This is a genomic window from Afipia birgiae 34632, assembly GCF_000308295.2.
GTDB classification, from domain to species: domain Bacteria; phylum Pseudomonadota; class Alphaproteobacteria; order Rhizobiales; family Xanthobacteraceae; genus Afipia; species Afipia birgiae.
The window spans coordinates 658,507-677,101 of the sequence record NZ_HG326653.1; the positions used below are offsets into that span (position 1 = coordinate 658,507).

An 18,595-nucleotide genomic window follows, 5' to 3' on the forward strand; every position below is an offset into this window, starting at 1 on the left:
GCCGATAGCAGAGGCAGCCTTTTTACTCGCTTAACGCGGACGGGGAAAGTATCCTGACCACATAGTTGCTTACGCAGGATCGCACAATGTCCGCACGCCCGCCGGTTGCACCGTATCTCACCGTTTCGCCAGCCGCCGGCGCGATTGCCTTCTACACCGCCGCCTTCGATGCCAAACAGAAGGCGCTGATGCCGGCGATGGACGGCTTGCGCATCCTGCACTGCGAACTCGAGATCAATGGCGGCGCGCTGTTTCTGTCCGACGCGTTTCCCGAATTCGGCACCGCGCGCACGCCGTTGCCAGGGGAACCGGTAACCATGTCGATCAGCCTCGAATTTAGCGCCGGCGAAAAGGTCGATGAGGTGTTCGAGCGCGCCACAAAATTGGGCGCAAAAGGCGAAGTGACGCCGACCTATTCGTTCTGGGGCACGCGGACCGCGATCGTGCGCGATCCCTTCGGTCATCGCTGGATCATGAACGGGCCGCTCAAGCAGAAATAGGCGCTGCCGAAATCGATTTCGCAAAATAAAAAAGCGCGGCGATGCGCCGCGCTTTTTACGTAGATCATCAAGCGCTGCGCGATTACTCGCCCGAAGCGGCCTTGAGCGTTTCTTTTTCGCGGTTGTCCTGCTTCTCGACGATGCGCGCCGATTTGCCGCGCAGACCGCGCAGGTAATACAGCTTGGCGCGACGCACCTTGCCGCGGCGGACAAGCTTGATCGAGTCGATCATCGGCGAGTAGATCGGGAACACGCGCTCCACGCCTTCGCCGTAGGAAATCTTGCGGACGGTGAAGCTCTCGTGGATGCCGCCGCCGTTGCGGCCGATGCAAACGCCTTCATAGGCCTGCACGCGCGAACGCTCGCCTTCGACAACCTTGACGTTGACGATGACAGTGTCGCCCGGTCCGAAATCGGGAATCGTCTTTCCGGCGGAAAGCTTTTCCAGCTGCTCTTTGTCGAGCTCTTGAATGATGTTCATCACAAAACTCCATCGGCGGCGCGCCCGGAAGGGGCTGCGCGGAAATTCGTATCCAGCGTCTGCACGGATTGGCCGGTCGTATACGCCATAGCCGCCCCGTTGTCACCCTTTCGTCGTGTCTTTTCGTGACCTTGGAGCGACGTTCTGGGCGATTTTGGCCGCCCAGAGGTCAGGCCGCCGGGCCTTGGTCAGGGCTTCGGCCTCGGTCCGCCGCCAGGCGTCGATTCGGGCATGGTCGCCTGACACCAGAACATCCGGGATGGTCCGGCCCTCGAAATCCTGCGGGCGGGTATATTGGGGGTATTCAAGTAGTCCATCCGAAAAACTCTCGTCGGTTCCGGAGCTTAGCTTGCCCATGACGCCTGGCAGAAGCCGCACACAGGCGTCCAGAAGGGCCAGCGCCGCGATTTCTCCGCCTGAGAGCACGTAGTCCCCGAGGGAGATTTCCTCCAGCCCACGGGCCTCGATGACCCGCTGATCGATGCCCTCAAAGCGGCCGCAGACGATCAGCGGGCCGGGGCCGACCGCAAGTTCCATCACCCTTTTTTGGGTCAGGGGAGTACCCCGCGGGCTCATCAGCAGGCGCGGGCGGTCCGGAGCAATGTCGGCGGCATCGATGGCGGCTGCCAGCACGTCGGCACGCAGCACCATGCCGGGTCCGCCGCCGGCCGGGGTGTCATCGACGCTGCGGTGCTTGTCGGTGGCGGCGTCGCGGATGTCGCGCGTCTCAAGCGCCCACAGGTTCGATGCCAGAGCCTTGCCCGCGAGGCTGATGCCGAGCGGGCCTGGAAACATCTCCGGAAACAGCGTGAGCACGGTGGCGCGCCACATGATTCGGGTATCCCGGTTCAGATATCCGCGTCGTGCGGAGAATCGCCTTCGATCTCTTGCGGCATCACGATCACCACTTGGCCCTCGGCGAGATCGACCGTTGGCACCACAGCGTCGGTAAACGGCAGCAGCAAGGTCGGGCCCTGCGGCGGCGCGATTTCGATGATGTCGCCCGCGCCGAAATTATGGATCGCAAACACCCTGCCGATCGCGCCGCCAGCCGGATCAACGGCCCGCAGTCCGATCAGATCGGCGTGGTAATACTCGCCCTCTTCCGTCTCGGGAAGTTTGTCGCGATCAATGTAAAGCTCAAGGCCGTTGATGCGCTCGGCATCCTCGCGGGTCGTGATGCCCTTGAGCACCGCGACCAGATGATCCTTGGCGATGCGGGCGCGCACCACTTCAAACTGCCGCGCACCGTCCTTGGTCGAGAGCGTTCCGTAATCGATCACCGCCATCGGGTCTTCGGTGAACGGCCACAATCGCACCTCGCCGCGCACACCGTGCGCGGCGCCGATTCTTGCAACGCAGATGCCCGGATCGCGCGTCACCGCTGAATGCGATTACTTGGCGGCGGCTTCGGCGGCAGCCTTGCGCTCCTTGCGCGGCACGGCCTTCTCGGGATTCTTGCGCGGCTCACGCTTCTTGACGCCCGCGGCGTCGAGGAAGCGCATCACGCGGTCCGACGGCTGCGCACCCTTGGCGAGCCAGGCCTTGACCTTGTCCATGTCGAGCTTGAGACGCGTCTCGTTGTCCTTCGGCAGCAGCGGGTTGAAGTGACCGAGACGCTCGATGAAGCGGCCATCGCGCGGGAAGCGCGAGTCGGCGACGACGACGTGATAGACCGGACGCTTCTTGGTGCCTGCGCGGGCGAGGCGGATAACGACTGACATTCTATTCTCCGTTGGTGTGTTTGAATTTCGTGAAAACTGTTTCGGCTATTTCTTCTTGCCGATCCCCGGAAATCCGCCGAGGCCCGGCAGTGTTGGTTTTCCCAGCCCTGGAAGGCCCGGGAAATCTTTCGGCAGCGACGGCGCGCCTTGCGGAATTCCGCCGGGCATCTTCGCAGCCAGTTCTTTCATCGCGTCAGCCGACGGCATGCCGTTGCCGCCAAAGCCCATCGCTTGCGCCATGCCCGCAAGCGGGCCGCGTTTGCCCTGACCCATGGCCTTCATCATGTCGGCCATGTTCCGGTGCATCTTGAGCAGCTTGTTGACTTCCTCGACCTTCAGGCCCGCGCCGGCGGCAATGCGCTTTTTGCGGCTGGCCTTGAGGATGTCGGGATTCTTGCGCTCCTCGCGCGTCATGGAATCGATCACCGCCATCTGACGCTTCACGACCTTGTCGTCGAGGTTGGCGGCAGCGATCTGGTTTTTCATCTTGGCGACGCCGGGCATCATGCCCATCAGGCCGCCGAGACCGCCCATGGTCTGCATTTGCTGCAACTGATCGCGCAGGTCGGCAAGGTCGAACTTGCCCTTGCGCATCTTCTCGGCGACGCGCGCGGCTTTCTCGGCATCGATGTGCGCCGCGGCCTTTTCGACGAGGGAGACGACGTCGCCCATGCCGAGGATGCGGCCCGCAATACGCGAGGGATGGAAGTCTTCCAGCGCATCGGTCTTTTCGCCGGTGCCGATCAGCTTGATCGGCTTGCCGGTAACCGCCCGCATCGAGAGCGCAGCGCCGCCGCGTCCGTCGCCGTCGACTCGCGTCAGCACGATGCCGGTGAGGCCGACACGCTGGTCGAATGCGCGCGCGAGATTGACGGCATCCTGACCGGTCAGCGAATCGGCGACCAGCAGCACTTCATGCGGCTTCGCGGCGGTTTTCACCTCCGCGGCTTCCGTCATCATCTCTTCGTCGAGTGTCGTGCGGCCCGCGGTATCGAGCAGCACGATGTCGTAGCCGCCGAGCTTGCCGGCCTGCAGCGCGCGCTGCGCGATCTGTACCGGCTTCTGTCCCGCCACAATCGGCAGCGTCTCGATGGACAGATCGCGGCCGAGGACGGCGAGCTGTTCCTGCGCGGCCGGGCGATAGACGTCGAGCGACGCCATCAGAACCTTTTTCTTGTCGCGCTGGGTGAGGCGGCGCGCCAGCTTCGCGGTGGTGGTGGTTTTACCGGAACCCTGCAGACCCACCATCATGATCGCGACCGGGGCGGGCGCGTTGAGATCGATTTGCTGACCGTCGGAGCCAAGGGTTGCGACCAGTTCGTCGTGGACGATCTTGACGACCATCTGGCCCGGCGTCACCGACTTAACGACGGTGGCGCCGATCGCCTGTTCGCGGACCTTGTCGATGAACGAGCGCACCACGTCGAGGGCGACGTCGGCCTCGAGCAGCGCGCGGCGCACTTCGCGCATGGCGGCATCGACATCGGCTTCCGACAGCGCACCGCGCCGCGTCAGCCGATCGAGAATGCCTCCAAGCTTTTCCGACAGATTGTCGAACATGGCCGCGCTACATCCCGTTGCTCATGTCCCGGTTGGGACGTGAAATTCCAAACACTTTTACGCCCGAGGGCGCACAGCGCTGTCGGGCGTTGGCCTCCGGCATCCAGTGCCGGGCGGCGGGTCGAAAAGAACGTCTTTCCGAGAAGTGCGGGGGTTAAACCGCCCGTAGCCCGAAAAGTCAAGAAAAGACCGAAAAATGCTGATTCTGGGCCGGGTTGCGATGTACCATTGGGGAACCTAACTGTTGGCCCGGATGGGCCGTTTCGGCCCTTTTGGACCCATGCAAGTCAGCCGCCGCCGTGTTTTTGGTCTGCTCGCCGGCGCCGCGGTTACCGTGGGCGTGCCATCTGTCTGGATTTCCCGCATGAAAACCTATGCCGGCCCGCCCTCCGATCATTTCGACGGCACCTGTTTTTTTGACCCCGACGGTTCGCCGCCAAAGAAGCTCTGGGAAGTGCTGCGCTGGCAGCTCACCAAGCAGGCCGCCAAGTGGCCCGAGCGCGCGCCGAGCCCCTATGCCGATACGCCGCCGCCGCGGGTCACCGGCGGCAAGGTACGGTTTTCCTATGTCGGTCACGCAAGCTGGCTGATCCAGACCGCGGGCCTCAATATCCTGGTCGATCCGGTGTGGTCGGAACGGGCGTCGCCGATAAGCTTTGCCGGGCCGAAGCGCGTCAACGATCCCGGTATCGCTTTCGAGGCGTTGCCGCCGATCGACGTGGTGCTGGTGTCGCATGGACACTACGACCATCTCGACGCCAGGACTCTTTCAAGGCTCGCTGCGAAATTCTCGCCGCGCGTGATCACACCGCTCGGCAACGATGTGACGATGGCGTCAAACGACGCGGCGATCCGCGCCGAGGCGTTTGACTGGAACGAGCGGGTCGAGATCGGCAATGGCGTAGCCGTTACACTGGTGGCGACGCGCCACTGGACCGCGCGCGGGCTGTTCGATCGCAACAAGGCATTGTGGGCGAGCTTCGTGCTGGAGACCCCGGCTGGAAAACTCTACCTCGTCGCCGATTCCGGCTACGGCACCGGCGCGCATTTCCGGCGCGTCCGCGAAACGCACGGCCCGCTGCGCGCGGCGATCCTGCCCATCGGTGCCTATGAGCCCCGCTGGTTCATGCGCGAAATGCACATGAACCCCGAAGATGCCGTGAAGGCGCTGGCGGACTGCGGAGCCGAGATGGCACTGGCACATCATCACGGCACGTTTCAGCTGACCGACGAGGCCATTGATGCGCCGGTCAACGATCTGGCGACGGCGCTCGATGCCGCGGGCGTGGCGCACGAAAAATTCGTCGCGCTGAAGCCGGGTCAGGTGTTCGAGATTTGATGAAGGCCGGAGCGTGATGAGTTGTGCTTGGCTCGGCCCGGTTCGCCGTCATTCCGGACAACGCGCTTGGCGCGTTGATCCGGAATCTTGATGGGTTCTGCGAGATTCCGGGTTCGCGCTTCGCGCGCCCCGGAATGACCTTGGGAGCTGTCGCAAGTGCTCCTCGCAACGGCGGCTGCTACTGCGCCTTCGGCCTGATCTCGTAGGACACGCTAACCGAGACGCGCAGCGTTTCCTGACCCTGCGCCACCGGCGCGGATGCGGCCATGTCCGCCGCCATCTTGCGATAGGGCATCGGGCCCGGCGCCGTTTCTTCCGAGATGCTGATCGGCGCGCCGAGCGAGATGTTAGCGGCTTTCGCGTAGATTTCAGCCTTGCGCCGCGCATCCGCGATGGCTTCCGCGCGCGCGTCGTCCAGCAGCTTCGAGGCCTTCGACACCATGAAACTCATGCCGCTGATCTCGTTGGCGCCGGCGCCCACCAGCACGTCGATGGTGTCGGCGACCTTGGTGATGTCGCGAATGGTGACGGTGACGCGGTTGCTCGCGCGGTAGCCGACGATCAGGAACGGGGCGTTGGCGTTGCGGTTCGGTGCGCTCTGCGGCGACAGCGACAGGCGTGAGGTCTGGATATCCTTCTCGGCAAGGCCCGCGTTCTTGAGCGCCTGCAAGACACCGCCCATCGCCTTGTTGTTGGCCTCGGAGGCTTCGCGTGCGGTCTTTGCCTCGGTGGTGACGCCGCTGTCGATCTGCGCCAGGTCCGGCGGCACGGAGATCGAAGCTTCGCCGGTGACCGAAACCGTTGGTGGCAGTGTCTGTCCCCATGCAGACGTGGCCATGGCGGCAAGGGCTATCGCGGCGATGACAGTGCGGGCGCGCATTTTTAAACTCCAGATTCCATTTTGAGCGGCAGGTTTACTTGAGCGGCAATTCTACTTGAGCGGAACGAACACGTTGATGACGAGCTTGTCTTCTGTCGTCGTCAGCGGGTCGGTGACGTATTCCTCAATGAACGTATCCTTGGCTTCCTGTTTCTTGTCGTCGAGGTGGTTGGTGATCGCTTCATAGGTATTGTCCATGTTGTCGTACGAGCCACGATGGACGAATTTCAGCGTCGGGCCTTCGGGCGACGTGCCGACACTCATGCCTCTGGCGAGGTTCTTCGGCTCCTGATCGACCGGAATTTCGGCCTGATAGGTGAAGCCTGCATCGTCGGTCGAGGTGTAGACGATCAGGGGCGACCCCGCAGGCTTGATGCCCTGCTTGTCGAGAAACCCCGACAGCGTTTTCAGCGACCCTACCAGCGTCTCGAAAGCGTTATCCCAGTTCGCGCTGCCTTTCAGGATCACGACCTTCCTGGCGGTCAGGGTCTGCTGCTCGCCGAACGGGTCAGCGGTCTGCGCGTTCGGTGCGGACGATGGCGCCTCTGCCGCCGGGGCGGTCGGGTTAGCAGGTGTTTGCGCGGTTGCCGGCGGCGCAGGCGCCGGAGCTTCGGCTGCGGGCGCTGACGGAGCCGCCGGTGTTGCCGTTGAAGCTGACGGGGTAGGTGCGGCCGGAGCGGGTGTCTCAGGTGCTGCTGCCGGTGCAACCGAAGGCGCCGGTGGGACTGCCGTGGCTGTGGTGTTGGACGATGGCGACTGGACCGGCCCTGTAACCGATCCCATGGGCAGCTTGAACCAGACCGCTGCCGCAACGACCAGCGCCATGGCGACCAAAACGGCAACGCGGGTATTCGTCATTCATGGTCTCCGAAGCGTCTGCGGGGGTAAATCTTGTCCGGCGGCGAAGCGGACACAGATTACCACGAACCGCTCGGAACTGGCATGCGTTCCAAACTGGGCAATCGCGAGGCAGGCAACCACTCTGGCCAAGTCGCTCCGCATTCGCCATATAGCTGGGATCATGAGCACGCTCGCCAACCATAGCTTCGCCAAGATGAACGGGATCGGCAACGAGATCGTCGTTCTCGACTTGCGTGATTCGGCAGGGACCGTCACGCCTGGCGAGGCGCGCGCAATTGCCTCACCCGGAGGCGTACCTTATGACCAGCTGATGGTGCTGCATCCGCCGCGCGTTCAAGGCACCAGCGCCTTCATCCGCATTTACAACAATGACGGCTCGGAGGCCGCAGCCTGCGGCAATGGCATGCGCTGCGTCGCGCGGCAGGTGTTCGAGGAAACCGGCAAGACTGCGCTGACGTTCGAGACCCGTGCAGGTCTTCTTAATTGCTGGCAGGGACCGGCGCCCGATCTTTACACCGTCGACATGGGTATGCCGAAGTTCGGCTGGCAGGATATTCCGCTGGCGGAGGAATTCCGCGACACACGCTATATCGAATTGCAGATCGGGCCGATCGATGCGCCGATCCTGCATTCGCCGTCGGTCGTCAGCATGGGCAATCCGCACGCGATCTTCTGGGTCGATGACATCGAAGCCTACGATCTCGAACGCTTCGGGCCATTGCTTGAGAACCACCCGATTTTCCCGGAGCGCGCCAATATCACGCTCGCGCATGTCGTGGACCGCGAGCACATCGTCATGCGTACATGGGAACGCGGCGCGGGCCTGACCAAGGCCTGCGGTTCTGCGGCCTGCGCGACTGCGGTCGCCGCGGCCCGGCTGAAGCGGACCGAGCGCATCGTGCACATGACGCTGCCTGGCGGCGAACTCACCATCGAATGGCGTGCGCAGGACGATCACGTATTGATGACCGGGCCTGCGGCATTCGAGTTCGAAGGCCGTTTCGATCCGGCGCTGTTCGCCGACGTTGCCTGAGATGGGCGTTGACGTCGTCACCTTCGGCTGCCGGCTCAACGCATTCGAGTCGGATGTGATCCAGCGCGAAGCGGAAAGCGCGGGCCTTCAGGACACCATCGTCGTCAACACCTGCGCGGTGACCAACGAGGCCGTCGCCCAGGCCCGCCAGACCATCCGCAAGCTCCGGCGCGACAGACCGGATGCGCGCATCGTGGTGACGGGATGTGCGGCGCAGACCCAGACGCAGATGTTCGCGCAGATGAGCGAAGTCGATCGCGTCCTGGGCAACGACGACAAGATGCGCAGCGCCGCATGGCGCGACACCCGCGCCGCATTCGAGGTCTCGGGTGAAAAGATCGCGGTCTCCGACATCATGGCGGTCACCGAGATGGCGCCGCATCTCGCTGCCGGATTCCAGCGCGGCCTGCCGCGGGTCTTCGTGCAAGTGCAGAACGGCTGCGACCATCGCTGTACCTTCTGCATCATCCCCTATGGCCGCGGCAATTCGCGCTCGGTGGCCATGGGGGCGGTGGTTGATCAGGTGCGGGCGCTGACCGAGGCAGGCCATGCGGAGATCGTGCTGACCGGCGTCGATCTCACCAGTTACGGCGCGGATCTGCCGGGCGCGCCGAAACTCGGGATGCTGACGAAGCAGATCCTCAAACACGTTCCGGACCTTAAGCGGCTGCGGATCTCGTCGATCGATTCCATCGAGGCTGACGGTGACCTGCTCGACGTGATCGCAACGGAACAGCGGCTGATGCCGCATCTGCATCTGTCGTTGCAGGCCGGCGACGATCTGATCCTCAAGCGGATGAAGCGGCGGCATTCGCGTGCCGACGCCATTGATTTCTGCCGGCAGGTGCGCCGGCTGCGACCGGACATCGCGTTCGGTGCTGACATCATCGCGGGCTTTCCGACCGAAACCGAAGAGATGTTTGAACGTTCGCAAGCGCTGGTGGACGAATGCGATCTGACATTCCTCCATGTGTTTCCCTATTCACCCCGGCCCGGCACGCCGGCGGCGCGGATGCCTCAGGTCGATGGCCGCGTGATCAAGGATCGCGCGCGGCGGCTGCGCGCAAACGGCGAGGCCGCGCTGCGACGGCGACTTGCATCGGAAGTCGAAACCGTGCGCGACGTCCTGATCGAAAGCGCGACTCAGGGACGCACGGAGCATTTTATTCCGGTCGCGGTGACGGGTGGTGTGCAAGGCGCCGTGCATGCGCTCAGGATCGCGGGCCACGACGGCGCGCGTCTGATTGCGTAAGAATCAGGCGAGTTGCAGCCGCCTTGTTATCTTCAAATTGCGTTGCAATTGATGTATTGAGTTTACCATGCATCAAGGCTGCACCCGCAAAAGCGCGGGATAACTTTTCAGAGCAACGATCTTCATGGCCGTTGCAAAGTATCTGATGCTTGAGGAGAAAATCCATGTCGCTCGATTCCGATGTGATCGTTGATCGCCGCCGCATTCGCCGCAAGCTGACGTTCTGGCGCGTGGTGGCCGCGCTGGGCGTCATTGCCGCAGTGGTTGCGATCGCAGCATTCGCATCGCCGTCGGCGCGCACCGCAGTCACGGGATCGAACGCGATCGCGCGTGTGAAGATCGACGGCTTGATCCGAAGCGATCAAACACGTGTCGAAGCGCTGGAGCGGCTGGAGAATTCATCCGCGGCGGCGGTGATCGTCCATATCAACTCGCCGGGCGGCACGACGGCCGGTTCGGAGCAGCTCTTTGACGCACTGACCCGCCTCAAGGCGAAGAAGCCGATGGTCGTCGTGGTGGAAGGCCTCGCCGCGTCGGGCGGATACATCGCGGCGTTGGCATCGGACCAGATCATCGCTCAGCAAACCTCGCTGGTCGGTTCGATCGGTGTGCTGTTTCAGATTCCAAATGTGTCGGATCTGCTCAAGACCGTCGGCGTCAAGGTCGAGGAGGTGAAGTCGTCGCCTCTCAAGGCGGCGCCCAACGGTTATGAACCCACCAGCCCGGAAGCCCGCGCCGCGCTCGATGCGCTGGTGAAGGATTCCTATGCCTGGTTTCGCGGTCTTGTGAAGGATCGCCGCGGCATGGATGACGCAACATTGCAGACGGTGGCGGATGGCCGCGTGTTCACCGGCCGTCAGGCGGTGGGCCTCAAGCTGGTCGATCAGCTCGGAGACGAGAAAACCGCTGTTGCATGGCTGGTTGCGCAAAAGAAAGTCGGCGCAGGCGTCCCGGTGAGGGATTTCAAGCTCTCTCCGCGCTTCGGCGACATGACTTTTTTGCGGGCAACCGCGTCGGTTGCTCTCGATGCGATGGGGCTCGCGGCGCTTTCGCGCCAGTTTGAGCAGTCCGGCGTCAGTCAGGCGGTCGACCGGTTTGGCCTCGATGGCATGCTCGCGCTTTGGCATCCATCATCTGCAAACTGAGTGTGATGAATCCGGTTTCAGTCGTTCTTCACCGCATTGCGGTGACGGGACCAACAACGAATTCCGGCATTTGTCACGCGATTTAGCCTTGTCACACTTTGAATTAGCGACTTGACAGTTCAACGCTTTTTCAAGGAAATGTCTAACCGCACGTCACGGGCCCAACACTCAATGATCAAATCCGAACTCGTTCAGCGCATCGCCGAGCATAACCCGCACCTCTATCAGCGGGATGTCGAGAACATCGTGAACGCAATTCTCGACGAAATCGTTGCAGCGCTCGCACGTGGCGATCGCGTAGAACTGCGTGGTTTTGGGGCCTTTTCGGTGAAACACCGCCCCGCGCGCGCAGGCCGCAATCCGCGCACCGGCGCGCATGTTCCTGTCGAACAGAAGAGCGTGCCGTTCTTCAAGACCGGCAAGGAAATGCGCGAGCGGCTGAACCGCGACGAGGCGGCGGACCCGGCCGTAGCGACCTGATCCGACCGGCCGTATAATAATTCCAGAGCGCGGCCGCCCGAATTTTGCGAACCGCGCTTTCAGGCTTTGTCGCGAGGACGCACCATGCTCCGGAAAATTTTCAACGTCCTGGTGATCCTGCCGCTCGCGATCCTGTTCGTCGTTTTCGCGGTTGCGAACCGCCACGTCGTCACGCTGTCGTTCGATCCTTTCAACTCCAGCGACCCGGCCCTCGGCGTCTCGCTGCCGTTGTTTGTCGTTATCATCGTCGTCGCCGTGTTCGGGGTCATTGCGGGGGGCATCGCGACCTGGTTCGGCCAGCGCCATTGGCGCCGTGCCGCCCGGCTGCATGAGGCGGATGCGCGTCATGCCCGCGCCGAACTGGTGGCCCAGCGCGAGCGCGAGCGGGCGCTGGCGGCGGCGCCCGGAGGGCAGGTTCCGGCGCTGAGCCCCGGTCTGGCTCCGCAATATCTGGCCGTCGGGCGAGACAAGCACGGCGCGGCGTTGTAGAACCCGCCGATCACCCCAAAGCCTACGGCCTGACGCTCTGAACACCGGCCTATGGCGGAATGTGCCCTGAGACCATGTCACTTGCGGTAAAGATTTGCGGCCTGTCCACGCGCGAGACCCTCGAGGTCGCGCTGGATGCTGGTGCCGACATGGTGGGCTTCGTGTTCTTCGAGGCCTCGCCCCGCCATGTCACATTGGGCACCGCGCGCGAACTCGGCAGACTGGTCAAAAGCCGCGCCGTCAAGGCCGCGCTGACGGTCGATGCCGACGACGCCACGCTTGAAAACTGCATCGACGCCCTGCAGCCGGGATTGCTGCAGCTTCACGGGTCGGAGAGCGTCGCGCGGGTGCGCGACATCAAGCAGAAATTCGGACTGCCGGTGATGAAGGTGCTGTCGGTTGCGACGGCGGCTGATCTTGCAGGCCTTCCGGGCTATGCGGCGGTGTCCGACCGCATCCTGTTCGATGCGCGCGCGCCGAAGGATGCCACCCGTCCCGGCGGTCTCGGCGTGCCGTTCGACTGGCGCCTGCTTGAAAACATCACGCTGACGATCCCGTTCATGGTGGGCGGCGGGCTCAATGTCGGCAACGTTGCCGAGGCGATCCGCGTGACCCATGCCGGCGGTGTCGATGTGTCGTCAGGCGTGGAAAGCGCGCCCGGCGTGAAAGACCCCGATATGATCCGTGCCTTCATTCGCGCCGCGCGCGAAGCGGAGCGTGCGACGGCCCCTTCGAAGATTGCGAGCAGCGTATGAACTTGCCTCTCCCCAATTCCTTCCGCTCCGGTCCCGACGAGCGCGGGCACTTCGGCATTTTCGGCGGCCGCTATGTCGCCGAAACGCTGATGCCGCTGATCCTCGATCTGGAAAAGGCCTACGCGGACGCCAAGGCCGATCCGTCGTTTCAGAAGGAAATGAACGGCTACCTGAAGGATTACGTCGGCCGGCCGTCGCCGCTGTATTTTGCCGAGCGCCTGACCGAGCATCTCGGCGGCGCGAAGATCTATTTCAAACGCGAAGAGCTGAACCACACCGGTTCGCACAAGGTCAACAACGTGCTCGGCCAGATCATGGTCGCGCGGCGCATGGGCAAGAAGCGCATCATCGCGGAGACCGGCGCGGGCCAGCACGGCGTCGCCACCGCAACGCTGTGCGCGCGCTTCGGACTCGAATGCATCGTCTACATGGGTGCGGTCGACGTCGAGCGGCAGCAGCCGAACGTGATCCGCATGGAAATGCTGGGCGCGAAGGTCGTGCCGGTGCAGGTCGGCGCGCGCACGCTGAAGGATGCGATGAACGAAGCGATGCGCGACTGGGTGACCAATGTCGCCGACACGTTTTATTGCATCGGTACGGTAGCTGGTCCGCATCCGTATCCGATGATGGTGCGCGATTTTCAGTCGATCATCGGCACCGAGACCCGCACGCAGATGCAGGAGGCCGAAGGCCGCCTGCCGGATTCACTGGTCGCCTGCATCGGCGGCGGCTCTAATGCGATGGGATTGTTTCATCCGTTCCTCGACGACCCAGGTGTCGAGATTTTCGGCGTCGAGGCGGCGGGGCACGGCCTCACCAATCTGCACGCGGCGTCGATCGCGGGCGGGCGTCCCGGCGTGCTTCACGGCAACCGCACCTATCTTCTGATGGATGACGACGGCCAGATCCAGGAAGGTCACTCGATCTCCGCAGGCCTCGACTATCCGGGCATCGGCCCCGAGCATTCATGGCTGCACGAAACCGGCCGCGTCACCTATCTGTCGGCCACTGATGAGGAAGCGCTCGCTGCTTTCCAGTTGTTGTCGCGTCTCGAAGGCATCATTCCGGCGCTGGAGCCCGCGCATGCCATTGCGAAAGTAATGGACCTCGCGCCGAAGCGGCCGAAGGATCATCTGATGGTGGTCAATCTGTCGGGCCGCGGCGACAAAGACGTGCCGCAGGTCGGCGATATTCTCAAAGGTAAAAAGAAGTGACCACGCGTATGGTCACGGGTGGGTCGCCCTTTCTTCACCTCTCCCCGGCGGGGAGAGGTCGGCTGCGTGGCAGCCGGGTGAGGGGCGCTCAATCGTTGTTCAACGTAACTTCAATCATATCCAACACGCCAGTTATGTTGTCGTATATGTCCTGGTTCGATACGCGTACGACGTGGAAGCCGCAGGAATTCAGGACCTGTGTGCGCTCCTGGTCGGCCAGGACTTCCGACGGCTCGCTGTGGGTCACGCCGTCAACTTCGACGATGAGTTTTCCATCGAGCGTTACAAAATCCACAATGTATCGCTCGATAGGATGCTGGCGGCGAAATTTCCAGCGGGCCAGCCGTCGAGCTCGTAATGCCTGCCATAGCTTGCCTTCGGCGCTCGTTTGCGAAGCGCGTAGGCTTCGTGCTCTTACTTTAAACTTCTCCATCCCCCTCACCCGGCCACTTCGTGGCCGACCTCTCCCCGGCGGGGAGAGGTATAGCACGGCTCGTATCGTATCATGACCACGCGCATCGACACACGTTTCGCCGAACTGAAGAAAGAAGGCCGCGCTGCCTTCGTCACCTTCGTGATGTGCGGCGACCCGGATCTGGCGACTTCGCTCGAAATCATCAAGGCGCTGCCGAAGGCCGGCGCTGACATTATCGAACTCGGCATGCCGTTCACCGATCCGATGGCCGATGGCCCCGCGATCCAGGCCGCGGGCCTGCGCGCACTGAAGGCCGGCACCACGCTGAAGAAAACGCTCGGTGTGGTGCGCGACTTCCGCAAGGACGATGCAACGACGCCGATCGTGCTGATGGGCTACTACAACCCGATCTACATTTACGGCGTCGATAAATTTCTCTCTGACGCGAAATCCGCCGGCGTCGACGGCCTCATCATCGTCGATCTTCCGCCGGAGGAAGATACCGAGCTCTGCATCCCTGCGATGAAGGCCGGGCTGAACTTCATCCGCCTCGCGACGCCGACCACCGACGACAAACGGCTGCCTGCCGTGCTCGCGAACACGTCGGGTTTTGTCTATTACGTCTCGATTACGGGCATCACCGGCTCCGCCAGCGCGGATACGGCGCAGGTGTCGGCGGCGGTCGCACGCATCAAGCGCCACACCCAGTTGCCGGTGTGCGTCGGCTTCGGCATCCGGACACCGGAGGCGGCAGCCGGAATCGCGCAGGCGGCGAACGGCGCCGTGGTCGGCTCGGCGCTGATCGACGCCCTGCGCGCGACGCTGGATTCGGAGGGCCGCGCCACGGCGAAAACGGTTCCTGCGGTCGCCGATCTCGCGGCAGCGCTGGCACAGGGCGTGCGCGGCGCAAAACAGGCGGCGGAATAGCGCGCCTGCCAAGAGCTATATTTGGGCAAAGCCGGGTTGCCGGTCTTCGCCCAGACGTCCATATATCCACTTCACCGAGGCGGAGCCCGTCATGAACTGGTTGACCAATGTTGTCCGGCCGAAGATTCGCAGCATCCTCAAGCGCGAAACGCCGGAGAATCTCTGGATCAAGTGCCCGGATTCCGGGCAGCTCGTATTCTACAAGGATGTCGAACAGAACCAGTTCGTCATTCCCGGCTCGAATTACCACATGCGCATGGGCGCGGCTGCGCGGCTGAAGTCGATCTTCGACAACGAGACCTGGTACGACGTGGCGCTTCCCGAAGTCACGCCGGACCCGCTGAAGTTTCGCGACGAGCGCAAGTATGCCGACCGCATCAAGGATGCGCGCACCAAGACCGGCATGAACGACGCCGTGAAGGTCGGCTACGGCAAGCTTGAGGGCAACGCCGTGGTTGTCGCTGTGCAGGATTTCGATTTTATGGGCGGTTCGCTCGGCATGGCGGCGGGCGAAGCCGTCGTGAAAGGTCTTGAGCTTGCAGTGGAGAAGAAGTCGCCCTTCATCATCTTCGCGGCCTCGGGTGGCGCGCGGATGCAGGAAGGTATTCTCTCGCTGATGCAGATGCCGCGCACCACGGTCGCGATCCAGATGCTGCGTGAAATTGGTCAGCCCTACATCGTGGTGCTGACGAATCCGACCACGGGCGGCGTCACCGCTTCCTACGCGATGCTGGGCGATGTGCAGATCGCAGAGCCGGGCGCGCTGATCGGCTTTGCCGGTGCGCGCGTGATCGAACAGACCATCCGTGAAAAATTGCCCGAAGGTTTCCAGCGCGCCGAGTACCTGAAGGAGCACGGCATGGTGGACATGGTGGTCCATCGCCACGACCTGCGTGCGACATTGGGGCGTCTCTGCCGCCTGCTGACCAAGGCGCCGGCCGCCGAGGGCTTCACCGTCGCCGCGTTGCCGCCTGACGTGCCTGCGGTCGCGTCCCCGGCGTGACCTCGCCTGCGGCCAAAAATCCGTCGCCGTCCTACGACGACATTCTTGCGCGCCTCGCATCGCTGCATCCCAAGCGCATCGATCTCACGCTCGACCGGATGTGGCGGATTCTCGAGCGCCTCGATCATCCCGAGCGCCGCATTCCGCCTGTCATTCATGTGGCTGGGACCAACGGCAAGGGCTCGACGGTAGCGTTCCTGCGCGCCATTCTCGAGGCGGCCGGCCTGCGCGTGCATGTTTACACCTCGCCGCATCTGGTGCGTTTCAACGAACGCTTTCGTCTGGGCCAAGTGGGCGGCGGCGTCCTTGTCAGTGACGATCAGTTGCGCGGGGCGCTCGATCATTGTGAGCGCGTCAATGGCGGCGAGACGATCACGATTTTTGAGATCGAAACCGCCGCGGCGTTTCATCTGTTTGCCGAACATCCGGCGGATGTGGTGCTGCTGGAGGTCGGTCTCGGCGGCCGGCTGGATGCGACCAATGTCATCGACGCGCCGCTGGCCAGCGTCATCACGCCGATCGGCATGGATCACATCGAATTTCTCGGCGAGACGCTGACCAGGATTGCGACTGAAAAGGCCGGGATCATCAAAAAGGGCGTGCCGGTGGTCTATGCCGAACAGCAGCCGGAGGCGACTGCGGTGATCGAGCAGATCGCGAAGCGTGCCCGTGCGCCGCTGCATGCGGCGACGGAAGGCTGGCATGTCAATGTCGAGCGTGGACGGCTGGTCTATTCCGACGAGCGCGGCCTGCTGGATCTGTCCGCGCCGCGGCTGTTTGGGCGACATCAGTTCGACAATGCCGGGCTTGCGATCGCAACGTTGCGCGCCATCGATTCCTTGAAGATCGAGCCGTCCGCGTTCGAGCAAGGCATCGCGCGCGCCGAATGGCCGGCGCGGATGCAGCGGCTGACGTCGGGAACGCTGGTCGCCGCCGCTCCGCACGATTGCGAAATCTGGCTCGACGGCGGGCATAATCCTGACGGCGGCCGCGTGGTTGCGGCGGCGCTCGGCGATCTCGAGGAGCGGGTGTCGCGCCCGCTGGTCGTGATCGCGGGCATGATGGGGAACAAGGACGCCAGCGGCTTTCTTGCCAATTTTTCCGGACTGACCCGGCATATCATCGCGGTGAAAATCCCCGATCAGGACAATGCGATGGCGCCTGATGTGCTGGCCGATGCCGCGCGGCAGCTCGGCATGCGGGTCGAGACGGCTTCGAGCGTCGAAGCGGCGCTCAGATCGGTTGCAAAGCTTGCCTATGAGGTGCCGCCGCGCATTCTCATCACCGGCTCGCTGTACCTGGCGGGACATGTGCTGACCGAGAACGGCACGCTGCCGGCCTGACCTTCGGCGTTGCGCGGGGACGACGTGTTGAGATTTCCGATCTCTCCTTGACATTTCCCGATATTGTGATTATATTCCTATAGTCCCGTTCGTGAGGGGCGCTTCTCGAGGGCGCTTTTGAAGCGGAGCAGGATGTGGCGCCCGCGCGCGTGTCTCGCACACACGTCGTCCGGGAGGCTGGGGTCAGCGTCCGGGCCAACTACGTGGCTCTGCCTTCAGTGGCTGGACGCGGACAGGATGAAGGCCGGCGAAAGCCAGCCGGATCGAGGCGCGTGTCGCGCCTGTCCTGTCCCGGAAGCACGCTCCCCTCGCCCAAAATCGCCGCGAATGGAGCGCCGTAAGGCGACGCGCTTCCCTTCGCACGGGAAGCGAAACAACACATTTGCGCCTCGCGGCGCTCCATGCCCCTCACCTGTTGGGGGGCAAGACCAAAGCTCACCTCGCGCGATGCGCGAGAGCGAATGCGCGTGCGTGAATGAACGGGCTGTTTGAAAATCGAATCTGGAATGATGAGGTGATGCACACCAGCGCAACACCGCAGTCGTCGTCCCCGCGAAAGCGGGGACCCATAACCCCCGGGTCATGACACCGCGAAAGATCGCTCCAACATCAAGAATCGATAATGCGGGAGTATGGATCCCCGCTTTCGCGGGGATGACCGGGTGAGAAATCGGGCAAGACCTCAGCAAGACCGCCAACCAAACAAAAACGGCCAGCTTGCGCCGGCCGTTTTTTCTAAGACTCTTTCCGAAAGTGCGATCAGACTGCAGCGGTGATCCACTGCTGCAGCTTGGCCTTCGGAGCCGCGCCGACCTGGCGCGAGGCCATCTCGCCGCCCTTGAAAATCATCAGGGTGGGAATCGACATCACGCCATACTTCGAGGCCGTCTTCGGGCTCTCATCGACGTTGAGCTTCACGATCTTGACCTTGTCGCCCATGGCGCCGGCGATCTCGTCGAGCGCTGGCGCGATCATGCGGCACGGGCCGCACCATTCCGCCCAGAAATCGACCACGACCGGGCCGTTTGCGTTCAGCACTTCCTTGTCGAAATCGGCGTCCGAAACCTTACCCACACTCATGTTGTTTTGCCTCGTTGGATGAAGGCGCGGGGTCTTCCCGAGAGAATCGCGCGCCGGAAACGTGGAATGAACCTATGAATGCCCCCCGGCCCGGTCAAGGCTTGTCACCGGGAC

General features: G+C 63.1%; 21 protein-coding genes. 12 read left to right on the top strand and 9 right to left on the bottom strand.

The features are described from left to right. Positions 1-86 precede the first annotated feature (86 nt). A complete protein-coding gene (locus BN32_RS17120) occupies positions 87-500 on the top strand; it encodes a VOC family protein (protein WP_019199118.1) in 414 nt (137 codons plus the stop codon). 82 nt (positions 501-582) lie between these two features. On the opposite strand, the gene rplS is transcribed toward BN32_RS17120, so the two are convergent. From rplS to ffh, 5 genes are all read right to left on the bottom strand, one after another. Further along, positions 583-981: a 50S ribosomal protein L19 gene (rplS, locus tag BN32_RS17125; RefSeq protein WP_002714041.1), complete on the bottom strand. Its 399-nt coding sequence runs from the start codon at positions 979-981 to the stop codon at positions 583-585. Positions 982-1,083: 102 nt separating this feature from the next. Next, complete coding sequence (gene trmD / locus BN32_RS17130; RefSeq protein ID WP_019199117.1) at positions 1,084-1,812, bottom strand: tRNA (guanosine(37)-N1)-methyltransferase TrmD; 729 nt, start codon at positions 1,810-1,812, stop codon at positions 1,084-1,086. Positions 1,813-1,829: 17 nt separating this feature from the next. Continuing rightward, entirely contained in the window at positions 1,830-2,363 is a 534-nt protein-coding gene (rimM, locus tag BN32_RS17135; RefSeq protein WP_019199116.1) for a ribosome maturation factor RimM, read from the bottom strand. 12 nt (positions 2,364-2,375) lie between these two features. Further along, entirely contained in the window at positions 2,376-2,705 is a 330-nt protein-coding gene (gene rpsP, locus BN32_RS17140) for a 30S ribosomal protein S16 (protein WP_019199115.1), read from the bottom strand. A gap of 45 nt (positions 2,706-2,750) precedes the next feature. After that, positions 2,751-4,265: a signal recognition particle protein gene (gene ffh / locus BN32_RS17145; protein ID WP_040426622.1), complete on the bottom strand. Its 1,515-nt coding sequence runs from the start codon at positions 4,263-4,265 to the stop codon at positions 2,751-2,753. Between the two features lie 280 nt (positions 4,266-4,545). On the opposite strand from ffh, the gene BN32_RS17150 reads away from it, so the two are divergent. Beyond that, on the top strand, positions 4,546-5,604 hold the full coding sequence (locus tag BN32_RS17150; protein ID WP_040426870.1) for an MBL fold metallo-hydrolase: 1,059 nt from the start codon (positions 4,546-4,548) through the stop codon (positions 5,602-5,604). Between the two features lie 178 nt (positions 5,605-5,782). On the opposite strand, the gene BN32_RS17160 is transcribed toward BN32_RS17150, so the two are convergent. Both BN32_RS17160 and BN32_RS17165 read right to left on the bottom strand, forming a co-directional pair. Continuing rightward, positions 5,783-6,484, bottom strand: coding sequence for an SIMPL domain-containing protein (locus tag BN32_RS17160; RefSeq protein ID WP_019199110.1), 702 nt, complete (start codon positions 6,482-6,484; stop codon positions 5,783-5,785). Positions 6,485-6,535: 51 nt separating this feature from the next. Then, positions 6,536-7,342, bottom strand: coding sequence for a GyrI-like domain-containing protein (locus BN32_RS17165; protein ID WP_019199109.1), 807 nt, complete (start codon positions 7,340-7,342; stop codon positions 6,536-6,538). 163 nt (positions 7,343-7,505) lie between these two features. On the opposite strand from BN32_RS17165, the gene dapF reads away from it, so the two are divergent. From dapF to trpB, 7 genes are all read left to right on the top strand, one after another. Continuing rightward, a complete protein-coding gene (gene dapF / locus BN32_RS17170; RefSeq protein ID WP_019199108.1) occupies positions 7,506-8,378 on the top strand; it encodes a diaminopimelate epimerase in 873 nt (290 codons plus the stop codon). Between the two features lies 1 nt (position 8,379). Further along, positions 8,380-9,630, top strand: a complete 1,251-nt coding sequence (mtaB, locus tag BN32_RS17175; protein ID WP_019199107.1) for a tRNA (N(6)-L-threonylcarbamoyladenosine(37)-C(2))-methylthiotransferase MtaB — start codon at positions 8,380-8,382, stop codon at positions 9,628-9,630. A 164-nt stretch (positions 9,631-9,794) separates the two neighbouring features. Then, entirely contained in the window at positions 9,795-10,775 is a 981-nt protein-coding gene (gene sppA, locus BN32_RS17180; RefSeq protein ID WP_019199106.1) for a signal peptide peptidase SppA, read from the top strand. Between the two features lie 171 nt (positions 10,776-10,946). Further along, positions 10,947-11,255, top strand: coding sequence for an integration host factor subunit beta (locus BN32_RS17185; RefSeq protein ID WP_019199105.1), 309 nt, complete (start codon positions 10,947-10,949; stop codon positions 11,253-11,255). A gap of 84 nt (positions 11,256-11,339) precedes the next feature. Continuing rightward, a complete protein-coding gene (locus BN32_RS17190; protein WP_019199104.1) occupies positions 11,340-11,744 on the top strand; it encodes a LapA family protein in 405 nt (134 codons plus the stop codon). Between the two features lie 74 nt (positions 11,745-11,818). Continuing rightward, positions 11,819-12,499, top strand: a complete 681-nt coding sequence (locus BN32_RS17195; protein ID WP_019199103.1) for a phosphoribosylanthranilate isomerase — start codon at positions 11,819-11,821, stop codon at positions 12,497-12,499. Next, positions 12,496-13,713 (top strand): tryptophan synthase subunit beta, encoded by a 1,218-nt coding sequence (gene trpB / locus BN32_RS17200; RefSeq protein WP_019199102.1) that lies wholly within the window; start codon positions 12,496-12,498, stop codon positions 13,711-13,713. The genes BN32_RS17195 and trpB overlap by 4 nt, the downstream gene beginning before the upstream one ends. An 88-nt stretch (positions 13,714-13,801) precedes the next feature. On the opposite strand, the gene BN32_RS17205 is transcribed toward trpB, so the two are convergent. Continuing rightward, positions 13,802-14,146 (bottom strand): endonuclease domain-containing protein, encoded by a 345-nt coding sequence (locus tag BN32_RS17205; RefSeq protein ID WP_040426623.1) that lies wholly within the window; start codon positions 14,144-14,146, stop codon positions 13,802-13,804. Positions 14,147-14,218: 72 nt separating this feature from the next. On the opposite strand from BN32_RS17205, the gene trpA reads away from it, so the two are divergent. The 3 genes from trpA (at position 14,219) to BN32_RS17220 (ending at position 17,401) form a co-directional block, all read left to right on the top strand. Continuing rightward, positions 14,219-15,055, top strand: a complete 837-nt coding sequence (gene trpA / locus BN32_RS17210; RefSeq protein ID WP_019199100.1) for a tryptophan synthase subunit alpha — start codon at positions 14,219-14,221, stop codon at positions 15,053-15,055. Positions 15,056-15,146: 91 nt separating this feature from the next. Further along, positions 15,147-16,058, top strand: a complete 912-nt coding sequence (gene accD, locus BN32_RS17215; RefSeq protein WP_019199099.1) for an acetyl-CoA carboxylase, carboxyltransferase subunit beta — start codon at positions 15,147-15,149, stop codon at positions 16,056-16,058. A 98-nt stretch (positions 16,059-16,156) separates the two neighbouring features. Continuing rightward, entirely contained in the window at positions 16,157-17,401 is a 1,245-nt protein-coding gene (locus BN32_RS17220) for a bifunctional folylpolyglutamate synthase/dihydrofolate synthase (RefSeq protein WP_244438206.1), read from the top strand. 759 nt (positions 17,402-18,160) lie between these two features. Here BN32_RS17220 and trxA read toward each other — a convergent pair. Then, on the bottom strand, positions 18,161-18,481 hold the full coding sequence (trxA, locus tag BN32_RS17225) for a thioredoxin (RefSeq protein WP_002714060.1): 321 nt from the start codon (positions 18,479-18,481) through the stop codon (positions 18,161-18,163). Positions 18,482-18,595: the final 114 nt, after the last annotated feature.

Coding starts and splice junctions, on each gene's coding strand:
- mtaB (WP_019199107.1), top strand. CDS start 8,380: ATGGGCGTTGACGTCGTCACCTTCGGCTGCCGGCTCAACGCATTCGAG.
- rplS (WP_002714041.1), bottom strand. CDS start 981: ATGAACATCATTCAAGAGCTCGACAAAGAGCAGCTGGAAAAGCTTTCC.
- BN32_RS17120 (WP_019199118.1), top strand. CDS start 87: ATGTCCGCACGCCCGCCGGTTGCACCGTATCTCACCGTTTCGCCAGCC.
- BN32_RS17205 (WP_040426623.1), bottom strand. CDS start 14,146: ATGGAGAAGTTTAAAGTAAGAGCACGAAGCCTACGCGCTTCGCAAACG.
- BN32_RS17150 (WP_040426870.1), top strand. CDS start 4,546: ATGCAAGTCAGCCGCCGCCGTGTTTTTGGTCTGCTCGCCGGCGCCGCG.
- ffh (WP_040426622.1), bottom strand. CDS start 4,265: ATGTTCGACAATCTGTCGGAAAAGCTTGGAGGCATTCTCGATCGGCTG.
- sppA (WP_019199106.1), top strand. CDS start 9,795: ATGTCGCTCGATTCCGATGTGATCGTTGATCGCCGCCGCATTCGCCGC.
- BN32_RS17195 (WP_019199103.1), top strand. CDS start 11,819: ATGTCACTTGCGGTAAAGATTTGCGGCCTGTCCACGCGCGAGACCCTC.
- BN32_RS17220 (WP_244438206.1), top strand. CDS start 16,157: ATGTGGCGGATTCTCGAGCGCCTCGATCATCCCGAGCGCCGCATTCCG.
- accD (WP_019199099.1), top strand. CDS start 15,147: ATGAACTGGTTGACCAATGTTGTCCGGCCGAAGATTCGCAGCATCCTC.
- trpB (WP_019199102.1), top strand. CDS start 12,496: ATGAACTTGCCTCTCCCCAATTCCTTCCGCTCCGGTCCCGACGAGCGC.
- trmD (WP_019199117.1), bottom strand. CDS start 1,812: ATGTGGCGCGCCACCGTGCTCACGCTGTTTCCGGAGATGTTTCCAGGC.
- rpsP (WP_019199115.1), bottom strand. CDS start 2,705: ATGTCAGTCGTTATCCGCCTCGCCCGCGCAGGCACCAAGAAGCGTCCG.
- trpA (WP_019199100.1), top strand. CDS start 14,219: ATGACCACGCGCATCGACACACGTTTCGCCGAACTGAAGAAAGAAGGC.
- BN32_RS17190 (WP_019199104.1), top strand. CDS start 11,340: ATGCTCCGGAAAATTTTCAACGTCCTGGTGATCCTGCCGCTCGCGATC.
- BN32_RS17160 (WP_019199110.1), bottom strand. CDS start 6,484: ATGCGCGCCCGCACTGTCATCGCCGCGATAGCCCTTGCCGCCATGGCC.
- trxA (WP_002714060.1), bottom strand. CDS start 18,481: ATGAGTGTGGGTAAGGTTTCGGACGCCGATTTCGACAAGGAAGTGCTG.
- BN32_RS17165 (WP_019199109.1), bottom strand. CDS start 7,342: ATGACGAATACCCGCGTTGCCGTTTTGGTCGCCATGGCGCTGGTCGTT.
- dapF (WP_019199108.1), top strand. CDS start 7,506: ATGAGCACGCTCGCCAACCATAGCTTCGCCAAGATGAACGGGATCGGC.
- BN32_RS17185 (WP_019199105.1), top strand. CDS start 10,947: ATGATCAAATCCGAACTCGTTCAGCGCATCGCCGAGCATAACCCGCAC.